The 16,059-nt window shown below is 33.0% G+C and carries 17 protein-coding genes and 1 tRNA gene; 5 read left to right on the top strand and 13 right to left on the bottom strand.

The features are described from left to right. From OEW78_RS07460 to OEW78_RS07430, 7 genes are all read right to left on the bottom strand, one after another. Nucleotides 1-426: imidazoleglycerol-phosphate dehydratase (locus OEW78_RS07460; RefSeq protein ID WP_300326345.1), on the bottom strand; the 426-nt coding region annotated here is incomplete at its 3' end. 25 nt (nt 427-451) lie between these two features. After that, nucleotides 452-1,426: an HAD family hydrolase gene (locus tag OEW78_RS07455; RefSeq protein WP_300326342.1), complete on the bottom strand. Its 975-nt coding sequence runs from the start codon at nt 1,424-1,426 to the stop codon at nt 452-454. Further along, nucleotides 1,423-2,493, bottom strand: coding sequence for a histidinol-phosphate transaminase (hisC, locus tag OEW78_RS07450; protein ID WP_300326339.1), 1,071 nt, complete (start codon nt 2,491-2,493; stop codon nt 1,423-1,425). The genes OEW78_RS07455 and hisC overlap by 4 nt, the downstream gene beginning before the upstream one ends. Further along, on the bottom strand, nt 2,490-3,761 hold the full coding sequence (gene hisD / locus OEW78_RS07445; protein ID WP_300326336.1) for a histidinol dehydrogenase: 1,272 nt from the start codon (nt 3,759-3,761) through the stop codon (nt 2,490-2,492). The genes hisC and hisD overlap by 4 nt, the downstream gene beginning before the upstream one ends. After that, a complete protein-coding gene (hisG, locus tag OEW78_RS07440) occupies nt 3,761-4,738 on the bottom strand; it encodes an ATP phosphoribosyltransferase (protein WP_300326332.1) in 978 nt (325 codons plus the stop codon). The genes hisD and hisG overlap by 1 nt, the downstream gene beginning before the upstream one ends. Before the next feature lie 38 nt (nt 4,739-4,776). After that, a complete protein-coding gene (locus OEW78_RS07435; protein ID WP_300326329.1) occupies nt 4,777-6,033 on the bottom strand; it encodes a hydroxymethylglutaryl-CoA reductase, degradative in 1,257 nt (418 codons plus the stop codon). Between the two features lies 1 nt (nt 6,034). Then, nucleotides 6,035-7,126, bottom strand: coding sequence for a PQQ-dependent sugar dehydrogenase (locus OEW78_RS07430; RefSeq protein ID WP_300326326.1), 1,092 nt, complete (start codon nt 7,124-7,126; stop codon nt 6,035-6,037). An 82-nt stretch (nt 7,127-7,208) separates the two neighbouring features. On the opposite strand from OEW78_RS07430, the gene OEW78_RS07425 reads away from it, so the two are divergent. Beyond that, nucleotides 7,209-7,283: transfer RNA gene (locus OEW78_RS07425), tRNA-Met, on the top strand. Here the strand turns inward: OEW78_RS07425 and OEW78_RS07420 are convergent. Continuing rightward, on the bottom strand, nt 7,281-8,633 hold the full coding sequence (locus tag OEW78_RS07420) for a tRNA(Ile)(2)-agmatinylcytidine synthase (protein WP_300326324.1): 1,353 nt from the start codon (nt 8,631-8,633) through the stop codon (nt 7,281-7,283). The genes OEW78_RS07425 and OEW78_RS07420 overlap by 3 nt on opposite strands. 58 nt (nt 8,634-8,691) lie before the next feature. Here OEW78_RS07420 and dph2 point away from each other — a divergent pair, with 58 nt between their 5' ends. Next, complete coding sequence (gene dph2 / locus OEW78_RS07415; RefSeq protein ID WP_300326322.1) at nt 8,692-9,687, top strand: diphthamide biosynthesis enzyme Dph2; 996 nt, start codon at nt 8,692-8,694, stop codon at nt 9,685-9,687. On the opposite strand, the gene OEW78_RS07410 is transcribed toward dph2, so the two are convergent. Next, nucleotides 9,688-10,287: a tetratricopeptide repeat protein gene (locus tag OEW78_RS07410; RefSeq protein WP_300326319.1), complete on the bottom strand. Its 600-nt coding sequence runs from the start codon at nt 10,285-10,287 to the stop codon at nt 9,688-9,690. 5 nt (nt 10,288-10,292) lie between these two features. Then, on the bottom strand, nt 10,293-11,369 hold the full coding sequence (locus tag OEW78_RS07405) for a zinc-binding dehydrogenase (RefSeq protein WP_300326317.1): 1,077 nt from the start codon (nt 11,367-11,369) through the stop codon (nt 10,293-10,295). An 84-nt stretch (nt 11,370-11,453) separates the two neighbouring features. On the opposite strand from OEW78_RS07405, the gene OEW78_RS07400 reads away from it, so the two are divergent. After that, the gene (locus OEW78_RS07400; protein WP_300326315.1) at nt 11,454-12,005 is read left to right on the top strand and encodes an exosome complex RNA-binding protein Csl4; all 552 of its coding nucleotides are present in this window, start codon (nt 11,454-11,456) and stop codon (nt 12,003-12,005) included. Nucleotides 12,006-12,008: 3 nt separating this feature from the next. Further along, complete coding sequence (gene pheA, locus OEW78_RS07395) at nt 12,009-12,824, top strand: prephenate dehydratase (RefSeq protein WP_300326312.1); 816 nt, start codon at nt 12,009-12,011, stop codon at nt 12,822-12,824. Here the strand turns inward: pheA and OEW78_RS07390 are convergent. The 3 genes from OEW78_RS07390 to folP are packed head-to-tail and all read right to left on the bottom strand — an operon-like array spanning nt 12,821 to nt 15,651. Further along, nucleotides 12,821-13,288 (bottom strand): hypothetical protein, encoded by a 468-nt coding sequence (locus OEW78_RS07390; protein WP_300326309.1) that lies wholly within the window; start codon nt 13,286-13,288, stop codon nt 12,821-12,823. The two genes, pheA and OEW78_RS07390, sit on opposite strands and share 4 nt — an antisense overlap. Nucleotides 13,289-13,323: 35 nt before the next feature. Next, nucleotides 13,324-14,754 carry an IMP dehydrogenase gene (gene guaB, locus OEW78_RS07385; RefSeq protein ID WP_300326307.1) on the bottom strand — a complete coding sequence of 477 codons (1,431 nt, stop codon included), beginning with the start codon at nt 14,752-14,754 and terminating at the stop codon, nt 13,324-13,326. A 30-nt stretch (nt 14,755-14,784) separates the two neighbouring features. Further along, nucleotides 14,785-15,651: a dihydropteroate synthase gene (folP, locus tag OEW78_RS07380; RefSeq protein WP_300326304.1), complete on the bottom strand. Its 867-nt coding sequence runs from the start codon at nt 15,649-15,651 to the stop codon at nt 14,785-14,787. A gap of 33 nt (nt 15,652-15,684) precedes the next feature. Here folP and OEW78_RS07375 point away from each other — a divergent pair. Next, nucleotides 15,685-16,059 (top strand): 6-hydroxymethylpterin diphosphokinase MptE-like protein (locus OEW78_RS07375; protein ID WP_300326302.1); only part of this gene is annotated, 375 nt, incomplete at its 3' end.

Raw genomic sequence — 16,059 nt, 5'->3', positions numbered from 1 at the left:
CAAAGATTGGAAAAAGTGTTCAAGATCTTCTTTTGATACGTCTTCAATTTTGTTTCTTTTGATAGATAAAGTCAATTTTGAAAATGGGCGTTTCACTAAATCAATTGAAGCTTCAGCAAGTGATTCATCCATTGGAACCGAAGCGTAACTAAATCTAGTAATTCCACGTCTAGTGCTTAATGCCTTGTCAATTGTTTGTCCTATTGTAATTGCAGTATCTTCAATCAAATGGTGTTCAATGCCATCATTTGATTTTGCACCAACTTTAAGATCCATCATACCATGGGTTCCAAATGATACAATCAAGTGATCAAGAAAGTTTATTCCGGTTTTGATAGATGTTTTTCCAGTTCCATCCAAATTTACAGATACAGTAACACTAGTTTCCTTTGTATTTCGTTTAATTGATGCCTTTCGTGGTGCCATTTTTCTCACAGATTATGTGATTGAATTATTCTAAATTTAATACCTTTGGTAGTAGATGAATTGAATCCAATACCAAAATAGCATCATTTTTTTCAAACAACTCTAATTTTTCTTTAGGATTCTTACTAGTACCAATAATCCCACAAAATATAGTCTCATTGCCCAAGTCAGTGACCTTTTTTGCCATGATAAAGTCCTCAAAAGAATCTCCTACGTAAAGAGGTAAAGCACTATTCATTCCCTTGACTGAATTTAAGAGGGGTTTAGGGTTTGGCTTTGCAAGCTCACGGGATTCATCTTCAAGAAATACAGAATTATTCAAATCAAATTTATTTAATAGTGATTTTAGAGAATAACTCACAGATTCTTTTCCTCTGCCAGTAACCATGGCAATTTTTGAATTAAATTTTTTTAGTAATTTTTCAATCAAAAAATCATCCAGTATGACATCATCTCGTTCAATTAATCCAGATTCAGAAAAACTAGATGTGTTGTTAAATAATTTTTTATATAATTCAGGTCCATAGAAAATTTGATCAAAAATACGATATAATGGATTTTCATGATGAGTCCCAGGATAAGACAATTGTTTTTTGATATCAGATATTTCTACAAGGTTTTCGATGAATTTTTCTACAGAGACAATACCGCTTGAATCAGAATGATTTATCACATCAAAAATGAAATCGGTTTGATCTTTTTCTAATTTCTTTGCCGCAACTATAGAAATAATTGCAGCATATGTCAAGTCAACCTCGTCATTAAATCCACCAGTAGCTTTGAATCCATCAATAATTTTAGAATCGACATCAATAGAATCTTCAATGTGTGCAAAATGCTTTAGAACGTATTGAGTTGTTTTAATTATTGTCAAATCGTAAGACTTTGTAATATCAATTAATACCCCATCACAATCAAAAATTACAGCATCTATTTTTTCTAGTATTTTGATTTTAGAATCATCTACATAGATTCCATCAGATTTTTTTGTTAGAGTCATCCCAATAAATCACGAATTGCCAATAAAAATTTTGAATTCATTTCTTTTGTGCCAATAGTAACCCTAAGACAGCCATCATGGTTGCCAATTTTTCCTAATTTGCGAATTGCTATTCCCTGCTCGGATAGCGCGGAATAAACTCGCTTGTAGGCACTATGTGCATCAAAAAGTACAAAATTAGCCTTGGAATCAAATACCTGAAATGCATCATATTTGTTTAAAGTCTCAATGATTCGTTTTCTTTCAGTTTTGATATTATCAATTGCATCTTTCATAACATGTGATTTTTCTAAAGCTTCAATTCCTGACTCTATAGTGATTGTACTAATAGGATAAGGGTATTGTAAAACGTTCATGAAAGCCTCAGTGAATTTTTTACTTGCCACAAAATATCCCAATCGGATTCCTGCCAAGCCAAATGATTTTGAAAGAGTTTGGACGACAATCAAATTGTCTTGTGTTTTTACCATATCAGAAAGGGAATATTCGCTAAACTCTCCATAGGCCTCATCAACAATTACAAGACCATCAAATGATTGGATTAATTTTTGCAATTCATTTTTTGCAAACTGAAATCCTGTTGGATTGTTTGGAGAATCAAGATAAAGAATGTCTGCATTTTTAGATTGTTTTAGAAAATCTGCAATGTCTAATTTCATGTCATCTGAGAAAGGAATTGCAATTAATGGTATGTCATACAATTTACAACGTTCTTCAAAAAACCCAAATGTAGGATTGGATGTTAAAACTTTGGTTTCTTTTGATGCGAAATTTGAAAGAATTAAATCCAATATTTGATCAGAGCCATTGCCAACTCCGATCATTGCAGATGGTATTTTGATGGATTTTGATATTGCATCAATCAATCTTTCAACGCCACCTAAAGGATATGCTCTTATGTCAGAATTTTTTCTTGCAGAAGAGAGTATATCATTTTGGAATTGCTTTGGCATTACATAGTTTTCATTGGAGTCAAGTTTTACTGAATCTTGAATGAGTTCTGGTTTTTGATATCCTCCAATGGAATTAAATTTAGAAATTTTTTCTTCAAACCAATTTTTTTTCAATCTAATCTACCTCTTACTGCCTCATAGTGATTAGAAAGTCCTTCAGATTTAGTCAAGACTTCAAGATATTTTGAGATCTTTGATAGAGATTTTTTTGATGATTTTATCTGTGTATTTACCTTCATAAAGTCCAAAACAGAAAGCGAGCCTCTAATTTTTCCAAAACCATTTGTTGGAAGAATATGATTTGAGCCTAAGACATAGTCACTTGCTGATGAAGGAGTATCATTTCCAATCAAAACCAATCCTGATGAATTAATTTTTGAGGTGATTGATTCAGGATTTTTTGTCATTATTTGCAAATGTTCAGGAGCCAAAATATTTGCAAGTTTAATCATATCAGAATTAGTTTTACATATTCCAATAAATCCATTGTTTTTAAGACTTGATTTAGTAATCTTTTCTCTTTGAATTGTTGGAATTAATTCTGAAATAATTTTATTTACAGACGTTGCTAGTTTTTCAGAAGTAGTGATCAAATAACAAAAAGTATCACTGCTGTGTTCTGCTTGAGAAATTAAATCCAGTGCAATGAATTTTGGGTTTGCTGAATTGTCTGCAATAATTCCTAATTCAGTTGGACCTGCAAGCATATCAATACCTGTTTGTTCACTGACTAAAGATTTTGCAGTAGTTACAAATGCACCTCCAGGACCTACAATTTTATCAACTTTTGAAATAGATTTTGTACCATAAGATAATGCTGCAATAGATTGGACACCACCAGTTTTGTAAATTTCATCAGCACCTGAAATATCAGCTGATACAATTGTTAATGGATCAATTTTTCCATCAGAATTTGGAGGAGATACAACTACAATTCTTTTGACACCAGCAATTTTAGCTGGGACAACAGACATTATCACAGAGCTTGGATATTTTGCCAATCCGCCTGGAATGTAACATCCAACACTTTGAATGGGAATAAATTTTTTTGTAATTGTTATCCCATTTTGATTAATTGTCACATTCTTTAGTAATGATTTCACAGCAGATTCTGTTTTTCCAAGCTTATTTTTTGCTAATCGTAATGCATCAAGCTCAGTTTTTGAGATCTTAGAATATGCATTTTTAATTTCATTTTGAGATAGTTTAAGCGTAGTAAGATTTGCTTTAGTAAATTTTTTTTCATATTTTTTAATTGCGGTGTCACCATTTTTTTTAACATCATTTAGAATGGATTCAACTATAGTTTTGTTATTTTGAGGCTGTTTTGGGACTATTCTTGCTGCAAATTTCTCAACATTTGTAACTTTGATTATTCTCATCAATTTTCTTCGTCACGTTTTATCTCCTCAAGTTCAAGGATTTGCCTAGGTTCGTGAACTACAAGGCCTTGTGCAATCTTTCTTAATTTAGGAATAAGTTTGTGGAATTCTTCTTTTTTAATTACAGTGTTTATTCCAAACCATCCTTCTTCACTGAGTGGGCTTACTGTAGGTTTTTTCAAAGAAGGCATCTGTGTCAATAGCTTTTTCAGATTTTTTTCTTCCACATTAAGGTAAATGTGTAAATATTTTCTTCCATGAACTGCACCTCTCATCAAAGTCACAATATCAAAGATTTTTTCACGTTTTTTAGGATCTTTCAATGATTTTTTATTTACAATCAAATGCGCAGTAGAGGTAAGAACTTCATCAACTATTTTGAGTTTGTTTTGTTTTAGTGTTGTACCTGTTTCTGTAACATCCATAATAGCATCAACATCCTCAGGAGGTTTTGCCTCAGTTGCACCAAAAGACAAATGAATTTGAACATCTTTGTTATTTCCCAGTCTTACCCAAGGAGTAACAATCAAAGGATCTTTTGAACCATAGTATTTTTTGTAAGATTTTGATTGTTTTAGAAATTTTGAAGCGGTTGTAAGATATTCAGATGAAATTCTAAGTGTTTTTTTCTTTTTACCATAATCTGCAATCATCTCATCAAGATTTTTGTAATGATATTTGTCAGGAAAAGCAATTACTAATCTAATTTTGCCATATTCTAAATCTAAGATAGGTTCAACATCAGAATTTGTTTCTTCTACCCAATCCTTACCAGTAATACCTACGTCATACAATCCTTCTGCAACCAATGTTGGTATTTCTTGTGGGCGAAGCATTTTGACAACAATGTTTGGATCATCTAGATAAACTCGATAAGTTCTACTCTTTCTATTTACTTTAGTCCAAGATTTTTCTAATAGTTTGAATGTAGCTTCTTCAAGACTACCCTTTGGAATAGCAAATTTTACTTCAGACATTTTTAATTTTTTCACTTTTTAGGTATATAATCGCATGTTTAAATTTGCTCAAGTAATTCTTTAGCTCTATCAAGTGAAATTTTCTTTTCTTGAATCATTTTTTGAACAATTTCATCTATTTGTTCAGGTGTAGCACCTGCAGCAGCAGCCAGATTTCTTGCATGTAGACGCATATGCCCTTTCTGAATTCCTTCTGTAGAAAGAGCTCTAATTGCACTATAATTTTGAGCCAAACCAGTAGCAGTCATAATACATGCCAATTCTTTTGCAGATGTAGCCCCGAGAATTTTTGTACAAACTTTAGCCACGGGATGAACATTTGCTATTCCCCCCACAATGCCTACCGAAAGGGGCATTTCTAAGGTGCCAACTAGATTTCCATCTTCATCCTTGCTCCACGTACTTAGAGAGCGATATTTCCCGGACTGTGCAGCATATGCATTTGCTGCAGCTTCAATAGCTCTACTATCTTGACCTATAGCATTTGCAACAGCTATAGTTCCATTCATGATACCTTTGTTGTGAGTAACAGCTCTATACACATCATTATCAGCAAATTCAAATGCAGATATGATGTTATCAACTACTTGCTTGCCTCCAACTGCTTCCTTTTCAAATACAGCTTTTGCTCTAGCTATTCTTCGTGTAGAATAATTTGATAAAATTCGAAGTAGTGCTCTACCACCAGTGATGTTTTCAATTAGAGGAGAAATCGCCTCACACATGGTATTGGTTACATTGGCACCCATTGCATCACCTACATCGATTAACAATTCAACAATGAGCATTTTTCCAGAAGGTGTATCAATTTCTTTACATGAAATCTCTTTGGCACCTTTGCCCATTTTAGACAAAGTGTTACTTTTAGAATTTGCCAGTTCAAGAAGTTCATTTGAAGAATTCTTAATTTGTGAAATGGCAGATGGTATGTCAACATCTAACATCTGTATTTGTCCAATACTGAATGATTCATTTGCAGAAACTTCAAACCCGCCTTTAATTCGTGCAATTTTAGCTCCCTTTGACGCTGCAGCAATTACAGATGGCTCTTCAATTACCATAGGGACAACATAGTCTTTACCGTTTATCTTGAAATTTGTCGCAATTCCTAATGGAAGTGAAAATGTTCCAATTGCATTTTCAACCATTTTATCTGCCTTGTCAAAAGATATTCCACCGTTTTCGTTTTGCAAGATATCCAAATCTTCATTTGAGAGGTTTGCAAAGTTTGCAATAACATCTAATCTCTCTTTTCTAGATTTTTCAAAGAATTTTGAAATTGATGAGTCAGGCATTTTATTTCAGTATCCTCAATAATTTATCATCCATACTATCTGGAAAACCTTTCCCGTCAGTATTTGAAGTAATCACATAAAGACTTCCATCCTGACCTTCAACTACATCACGCACACGTCCTATACCGCTAAGAATTGATTTTTGAGAACTCAATCCCTCTTCAAAATCTAGTTGATACAGATTTGCTGCTCTCATAGAAGCCATTATGAATGAAGATTCAAAATTTAATGCGTCTCCAGAATAAAACAATATGCCACCAGGTTCTATGCTTGGATCATAGCAGAGAATTGCGTCTTGAAAATTTTTATTTCCAGAGCATTGTTGTTCAGGCCATCCATAGTTTTTTCCTGATTGAATTAGATTAATTTCATCGTTTTTTTCCGGTCCAAATTCTGCTACAAACAGATTTCCATGATCATCCCAAGTCATTCCTTGAGGATTTCTATGACCTAATGAATATACTGGCGAGTTTGAAAAAGGATTATCAACAGGAATTGAACCGTCATCATTTAATCTCAAAATTTTTCCAGATAATGAATTAAGATCTTGAGGAAGATGTGATGCATCAGAAACAGTTCCAGTCCCTACGTACAGTTTTTCATCAGGTCCAAATTTAATAAAACCACCATTTGTAAATGAAGAACCAGGAATTTTATCAAATATAGTTTCTGCATCAATTAACTTATTTTCAGATTCAGTAATTCTTAGGATCTTATTCCACAAATTTCCATCCTCATCATATGTTAAAAATACATAGAGATGATGATTATTTGAAAAGTTTGGATGTAATGCAATACCTAACAGACCACCGTCAAACACATCAGCTGCACGTAATGTGGCTAATGGTGATTCTAACAAAGTATTATTTTGAATGACTCTAATCAATCCATCTTTTTCTGTAACAAAAATTCGATTGTCAGAAACAGCAATTGCACGTGGTTTCTCAAGGTTTTCAGCTATGATGGTTACAAAATCACTTTTAGAATTTGAATTTATTTCAGGTAATGGAATAGGATCAGTTGGAGATGTTAAAACCAAAACAGAGAAAATTATTGCGACAACAATTACAGCGGTTTGTATTTTTTTGTCCACGAAAAGACAATCTTTTCAAATCATATTAATTACTTTCAAGAATTTGATAAAGCGTATATACGGCTCGACTTCATTTATCTTCAGCGGGGTGGGGAAGCCAGGTCATCCCGGCGGGCTCATAACCCGCAGTTCAGTAGTTCAAATCTACTCCCCGCTACTTATCATATACACAAAACCATGAAAGAGAATTATCAAATGTTGTAGACTTGTTTATGATTCCAATTCTCTGCAAAGGTCTACTAAGGTGCCTATGTGCGGAAATTTCTGGTAAATATAGTTGGTTTTTTATTTTTCTTGAATTTTCAACAGTGATTTTTTTAGAGGATTTTAATCCACAACGAATGCACTGAAATCCTTGATTCAGTCCTTTAGATTTCATTTTTTTGTTGCATTTTTTACATTCAGGATTGGATAGTAAAGTATTCTTTATTAGAGAGATTACGTCAAGGAATTCCAAATTGATTATTCGTGGGAAATTTTTTGAGGCTTTTCTAACACCTCCGCCTACACATATCTTATCACCTTTTAACAAATTAGATGCAACAGTAGTCATGCCAGTTGGTTTGTAAACGGCACACCAAAATTCATGATTTTTAGAAATGATTTTAAAAAACACATGTCCGCCTTTTACAATTTTTGGTATGTCAGATACAATTCCAGTAATCTTTCCAGATGCATACGGTTTCATGTTTTCAAAATTTAATTCATTTTTCAGATGATCACCAGTTCCCTGATTTGATTTGAAGATCATATAACCATCTAATTTTTCATTTGTTTTTAGAATTTTAGTAGCATGAACTAAGGAATCTACATCTTCTCCTCTAACACCATAAAAAACAGGATCAGGCCCATGAGGTGTGATTAAAATTCGTCCTTTTTTAGTATCAAAGCTGTTAAACGTATTAGGAGAAGTTTTTTCTTGCATAATTTTTACACTATCAGCGGAAATCTTTCTTTCCTTTCCAAATTTTGGTTTTTTACGATAGCTTAAAAGTTCTAATGTATGATCTTCAAAGTCATAACCAATTGCACCTATTGCACCTATCAAGCCTTGACCATTGCCTTGATAATGAATCTCAAGATTATTTTTTTTAGCAAATTTTTTTGCATTATTTCTATTAATCAATTGCCATAAAGCTAATTTGCTAAATTTTGTAAATTCGGGGGGAATCAAATCACTTTCAAAAAACACCAGTCCTGGATTTGCTCCATTTTTAGTATCAGAGTATTTTGAGACTAGATTTTTAATTTGATTTTTTATTTTAGATGGATTTTTTGTCTTTATTTTCATAGAAACAGCCCCATTCCCTCTTGTTTTCCATGGAATGTTGGGATTAAACCGCACCAGTCTAGGAAAATCTAAAAATTCTATTTTTTGTTTTTGTAGTAAATCAACAATTTTGTACGCAAGAAAAGTTGTACACATTCCTTTAGGCGAATCAGTATCATCAAATCCAACATTAATGACAGTTTCATTTTCCATGGTTTGCTTTAGTTGATCAGACATTTTTAGTTGTTGTAAGCTTCAGTTGATTTAAATTAATAATGTACGATTCCAAGCTCAATTGATTGTAATAGATGAAGCAAGAATTTTCAAAGAAATAGAAGAAAAAAATCCAGCATCAGTTTCATTAAATGGCCCAGATGGCATGTTACCTCAGGTTCAGGACATGGCAATTAAAATTTCAAAAAAATATGGAATACCAGCATATGTTTTAGCAGATACAACATGGGGAACTTGTGATTTGAATACAACAGGTTCAAAGATTTTAGGAGCAGAAATTCAATTTAATATTGGACATACAATTAATACAGAATCATTAGAAAAAAATTTAGTTTTAATTGATGCCTTTGATGATGTAGAATTTGACAGTGTAGCAGAAAAATGTACAGAATTACTAGAAGGAAAATTAGTTTCACTAGTTACAGATAGTCAACATTTACATCAAATGGATAAAGTTGAAAAGATTTTAACAAAAAATGGGATTAAAGTAAAAATTGGAAAAGGGAAAGGTCAATTAAATGACGGACAGGTATTTGGATGCGAATTTTATCCTGCAACAGAGTTGAAAAAAGAAGTTGATGCCTATGTATTTTTAGGACAAAGTAATTTTCATGCAGCTGGAATTGCATTGTCTACTAATTTGCCAACCTACATTTTAGATCCATACTTTAATGAGGTAAGGGAAGTGACAGAATTTGCACGTACGTTAAAAAAGAAAGCAACTCTAGCAATATTCAAAGCCGCAGAAGCAAAATCATTTGGAATAATCATTGGGTTAAAAGAAGGACAATTATCAAAAGTGTTTGGCTTGAGATTTAAAAAAGAATTAGAAAATGAAGGAAAAACAGTTCAATTATTTGCACTTACAGATATTACAAATGAAAGATTAAACAATCTTAGAGGAATTGATGCATTCATTCAAGTTGCATGCCCAAGAATTTCTACAGATAATCAATTTGACAAGCCAGTATTATCAACACCACAGGCTAATGCACTTCTAAAAGTTTTACGAAAAGAAAGCATTGATGAATATTTAGAAATTCCACACTGGTTATAGTTATAAAACTAATTTTTTGAATCTTAGATTATCTGAGATCTTTTCAAAAGATTTTGATTTTTTTGCTTTAATTTTGTATTGAATTCCTTGAGAAATTGCATATTCAAGCAGATCTAATGCTTCATCATTTCTAGATAACATCACAAAATTGCAGGATTTATCAAACAATACATCCCCATTGTGAGGATAATCATCTAGAATTTTATCACAACATGCAACAGATTCATCAAAATTTCCCATTGAAAATAAAATTCGTTCTTTATGGTAGAGTGCAATGTTATATTTTGGATTATTCATCAAAATCTCATCACATATAGATAATGCATCATCAAAATTTCCCTGTTTACGAAACGATGAGACTTTGTTAATCAATACAGACAAATCATCAGGGGAAATCTCCAGAGCAGCATCATAATACTTCATGGCATTGTCATAGTCTTTCAATTTACTTAGAGCATATCCTTTATTATTCAGAGAACTCAAATGTCTTGGATTTTCATCTAGAATTTTATCGTAATATGTAATTGCTTCACGTAGTTTTCCCTGTAAAAATAATCTATTGCCTTCATCTAAAATTGAATTTGTTTTTGGATCTTCCATGTCAATCAAGACCCAGGTTTGATTAAGATTTTTCCAAACAGTCCTTTGCCTTTGAGCATCTTTGTATGAGCAACAGCTGCTTCTTCTAAAGGATATACTGAATCAATTATTGATTTTATTTTGCCTTGTGACATCCAATACATGCCCTGTTCTAGCTCTGCCCGAGTTCCCTGAGTAGAGCCTAGAATATTGATGCCTTTAAAGAAAATATGACGCAGGTCAGTCTTGGCATCATATCCAGTTGTTGCACCAGTTGTAACTATAGTTCCACCATAATTTAACAAAGTTAGTTCTTTATTCCAATGTGTTCCACCAATGTGTTCAAAGATTACGTCAACACCAGGTACATCACCTGATGATTTTGGGATTGTTTTTGCAATCAAACGCACTTCCTTATGCCAATCTTCTTTTCTATGATCCACTGCAAAATCTGCTCCCAATTCCAATAATTTATCTAGTTTGTCAGGACTTGCAGTAGCAATTACAGTACATCCAAAAAGTTTTGCAATTTGAATTCCATAATTGCCAACTCCAGAACTACCACCCATAATCAAAACAATTTGTCCGGGTTGAATTCTTGCTCTACCAACTAACATGTGCCATGAAGTCAACAAAGTCATTGAAGCAGCAGCTGCTTCATCATAAGATACACCTTCTGGGATTTTTACAACATTTACTTCTGGAAGATGTGTGAATTCACAATAACCTCCCCAGAGTGGGCCTGTTTCAAAACCCCAAATAGCTCGTTTTCTACAATCAAATTCTCGTCCATCAGTACATGCTTTACAAACTCTACAGGACATGTTACCATGCGATACAACTCTATCTCCAATTTTTATATTTTTTACATCACTTCCAATTGCTATTACTTCACCTGCTGCATCAGTACCAGAAATATGGGGTAATGGAATTGCTAAAGGCTTGCCTCTCATTCCCCAAATATCATCATAGTTTAGAGCAGCTGCTTTTACTTTGATAATCACCTCATTAGGTTTTGGCTCAGGCATTGGAATATCTTTAATTTTCAGGATTTTAGAAAAATCATCATCATCAGTATATTCATCGTATACCAGAGCTTTCATGATTTTCATCAATTTTTTGAAAATATATGATTTATCAATCTCCTAGCCACAAACAATTATAATCATAAAAGCAAAATTCTCAATATGTCTGAAAATGCAATATTTCCAGGAGACAAAATAGCATCTATTGAAGAATATGAAGCAGGAAATAATGCTTTTGACGATGGAGATATGGTAAGAGCAGCAACAGTTGGAGAAAAAGACATTGACAAGATAACACGAACTGTCAACGTAAAACATCCAAAACTTCTATCAATCCCAAAAGTAGGAGATATCATAATTGGAACAGTTGTTGCAGTAATGTCATCCATGATTGCAGTTTCAATTGACTACATTAATGGAAAACCAACAACATCAAAAGTTGAGTGTGTTTGTGGAACACGAAATTTAAGAATTAGAAATGTTGCATTAGTTAATGATATTGTTACGTTAAAAATTATCAATCATCTTAATGGCACAATTCATGCATCAATTAGTGAACCAAATTTAGGGATTTTATTTACCAAATGTAGAAAATGTGGAGGAAAGGTTGTTCCAATGCGCGATGCAATAAAATGTACAGACTGTGCATGGATTGATGAAAGAAAACTTTCTTCAAATTTTGGAAATAGTGATTTCGTAAATTTAAGAGGCTAAGAAATGATACATGTTTCGTTCCAAGGTGAACGAGGAGCTTATAGTGAAGCTGCAGCGAAATTATTTTTTAATGAAGAAGTTAAGACAGTTCCCCTAACTACATTTGCAGAAGTATTAGAAAGTACCAGTAATGATAAAACACAATTTTCTATTTTGCCAGTAGAGAATTCCATAGAAGGAAGCGTAGGCGAGAGTTATGATTTGTTATATTCCACATCTCTTAATGCAACAGGTGAAATCTATCACAGGATTGAACATTGTTTAATTGGAACCGGAAAAATTGAACAGATAGATACTGTTTATTCACATCCACAAGCTTTGGGTCAATGCAGAAAATTTATTGAAAAAAACAACATGAAAACAATTCCAGCATATGATACGGCAGGAAGTGTAAAGATGATCAAGGAAATAAACAAAGAAAATTGCGCATGTATTGCTAGCAGAGAAGCAGCAGAAATATATCAAATGCCAATCATTTTAGACAATATTGCAAATAATCAGAATAACTATACGAGATTTTTGATCTTATCAAAAACAAGTAATTCAGAGTCAGGTAACGACAAGACATCAATAATTTTTTCAATAAAGCATGAACCAGGCTCATTATTTAGAATAATAGAGAATTTTCATAGAAACAATGTCAACCTAACAAAGATAGAATCAAGACCAACAAAAATGAATACTTGGGAATATAATTTCTATGTAGATTTTGAAGGACATCAAAACAATCCTAAAATCTCTGAAATGTTAGAAAAGATAAAACAAGAAACTCTATTTATGAAAGTTTTAGGTTCATATCCTTCTGCAAAATTAAGCTAAAACCCTTTTGGTTTTCTTAGAGTAAAACCCATGCTAAATCCAATGATTACCATTCCAGATGTAATCACCATGAGATCAAATGTAAACCAAATAGGATCAGAACTACGAATCAATTTCCCAGTAATAGATAATTCAGTATTTCCTGTATTTTGAATCAGGATTTTTGTCTCACCATCTTCCAAGTGAACCCAATCCAAGGTAAGTTCCTTTTTGTATGAAGTATGTGGAATTTGTAATCCATCTGCAGGGCTTTGAAGTTTGAGATCAAATGCATCACCAACTATTTTCAAATGTTGTGGAGTAGATGCAGGAGCAGGGATTGTATAAGGTATAGTGTCACCTACTCCTAATACATAATCTTCATTAATTGTAATTGTCCCAATATGTGAAAGTAAAGAATAACCACCAATTGCAATAATTGCAGTACCGACTACTAATCCAATAACGGTTCTTTTAGAAAGCATGGTTGAATAAATCTGGATACTGCTTAAAAAATTATCTACATCAAAGAAACATCATGAGGCTGGCTTTCTGCAAACCCAGCTCTTGACATTTTGATAAATTCTGCATTTTCTTGCATTTGAGGAATTGTATGTGCACCACAGTAACTCAAGCCAGAACGTACTCCTCCTGTTAATTGTTTTAAGATATCAGTTACAGTTCCTTTGTAAGGAACCATTGCCTCTACTCCCTCTGCAACATAATCGTTAAGATCATCATCAAGTGATATTGTGCCTGATTCTTTGGATTTTCTTCCAATAGATGCAGCTAAAGATGCCATTCCTCTATAAACTTTGAATCGTTTTCCATTTTTAGTCAAAACAGTACCAGGTGATTCATCAGTTCCTCCAAGCATACTGCCTACCATAACTGTAGAAGCGCCAGCAGCTAACGCTTTAGTTGCATCACCGGATGTTCTGGTACCACCATCAGAAATTATAGGAATTCCATGATCCTTGCCAATTTTTGCACAATCCATAACCGCAGTTAATTGTGGCACACCTGAACCTGTAATTACTCTAGTAATACAAATTGAACCAGAACCTACACCAACTTTAACGGCATCGACTCCTGCTTTAATCAAATCTTCTGCTCCTTGAGCAGTTGCAATGTTTCCTGCAATTAATTCACAATTTGGAAACGCCTTTTTGATATTACGGACTGTGCTCATTGCATTTTCACTATGTCCATGAGCAATGTCAACGACAAGAACATCTGCTCCAGCTTCTAAAAGAGATTCACTTCTTTCTAAAAAGTCGCCTTTTACTCCAACCGCTGCACCAACCAACGGTCTTCCTTTCTTGTCTTTAGATGCGTTTGGAAAATTGGCATTGTTTGTAATATCCTTACTTGTAATCAAACCTTTGACAATTCCTGAATCATCAACAATTGGCAGTTTTTCAATTCTGTGCTTATGTAAGATCTCTTTTGATTCATCCAAAGTAACTCCTAACTTTGCTGTTACAATATCCTTAGTCATCACATCTTGAATTTTATTTGCTTTATTTGCAAATAGTAAATCTCGTTCAGTTACAATTCCTATTAATTTAGAATTAGAATCAACAACTAACAATCCAGAAATCTCTTTATCCTCTGCGTAAGTTAATGCATCTTCAACGGATTTGTCTGCAGAAATTGAATATGGATTTTCAATCATAACACTGCCAGAACGTTTAACCTTGAGAACTTCATTTGCTTGCTCTTTAATTGTCAGAAATCTATGAATAATTCCAATTCCTCCAGCACGAGCCATTGTTCCTGCCATAGAGGACTCAGTCACAGTATCCATGTTTGCACTCACAAAAGGAATGTTAATTGATAAATTTCGAGATAATTTTGTAGTTAGATCGGTCTGACTTCTACTAGTAATATCTGAATATTTGGGTACAAGAAGAACGTCGTCAAAAGTTAATCCTTCTTTGAATTCCAATGAAACCTTGTTGAGAAAGTAAAATATCGATTATAAGCCTTTGTGTTTATTGAGTAGTTTGGATGTGATCGTTATCGTATCTTTGGTCGCCTCTACATTGTGAGTACGTATGATATCAGCTCCGTTCATAACTGAAATAGTTTCTGCTGCAATAGAGCCAAAAATTCGATCGTTTGGATTTTCTTTTCCCAAGATTTTTCCTATAAACGATTTATTGGAAACGGAGATCAGAATAGGAAAAGTCTGTTTTATAGAATTTAGATTTTTCAGTACAGATAGATCTCTTTCTAGCCAATTTGATTTGATTTTTGTAAAAAAGGGGCCTTTGCCAGATTTTCTAAAAAAACCAATAGCAGGATCTAATACGATTTTTTCAGGAGATATATTGGATTTTTTTGCTATTTGAATACTATCTCTAAGTAATTTTTTAGATGATGCTATAGGATTTCCAATTACAATCTTTGGGGAAAATGCACATAAAATTAAAGATGGGGAAAATTTTGATACGACATCTGGCATTTTTTCATCGTATTTTAGTCCAGATACATCATTGATTATTTCAACTCCATGTTCTAGAGCATCACTTGCAACAGATGCTCTGCAAGTATCAACAGAAATTGGGAGATTTGTTGAATTTTGAATAATTTTGATTGCATCAAGAATTCTTTTTGATTCAGTTTTTTCTGAAATCATTGTAGGCAGATATGGAGCAGTAGACATACCTCCTATGTCAATAAAATCGGCTCCTTGACTTTCCATCAGTTTTACAGAATTTTTTATATTTGTTTTACTAGTATTGACAGATTTTTTATAAAATGATTCAGGACTGGTGTTTAAAATTCCCATAATCCGGACAGGATTCTTTCCACCTACGCTCACATTTGCAATTTTTGCCACATGGTTTATCAAATCTAATACAATTTTAGTGATATGATGGTTTTAGGTTGGAAAAAGAGGTATTCTGATATTTTAAGAGAGTTTAGATTTAGTGAAAAAGAAGATAAAAAATCAGCCATTCTTTTAAATTCAATTTTAAAAAAATCCGATATCGATAAAAAAATTAAAAATATGGTAAAAGGAAAAACAGTCTTTGTTATTGGTTCAGGCCCATCATTGTCATTAGCAATTCCAAAATTAAAAAAATATAAAAAAATCGTTAAAATTGCTGCAGACAGTTCAATTAAACCACTTGTAGAAAATGATATCATACCAGATATTATTGTCACAGATTTGGATGGAGATGAATATACATTAAAAAAAGTTGGAAAAACAAATTCCATTTTTGTGGTACATGCACATGGTGAT

This window comes from Candidatus Nitrosopumilus sp. (genome assembly GCF_029882185.1).
Classification (GTDB): Archaea; Thermoproteota; Nitrososphaeria; order Nitrososphaerales; family Nitrosopumilaceae; genus Nitrosopumilus.
Note: the sequence above shows the minus strand (reverse complement) of the source record. Positions and strands in the feature narration are given on the sequence as shown.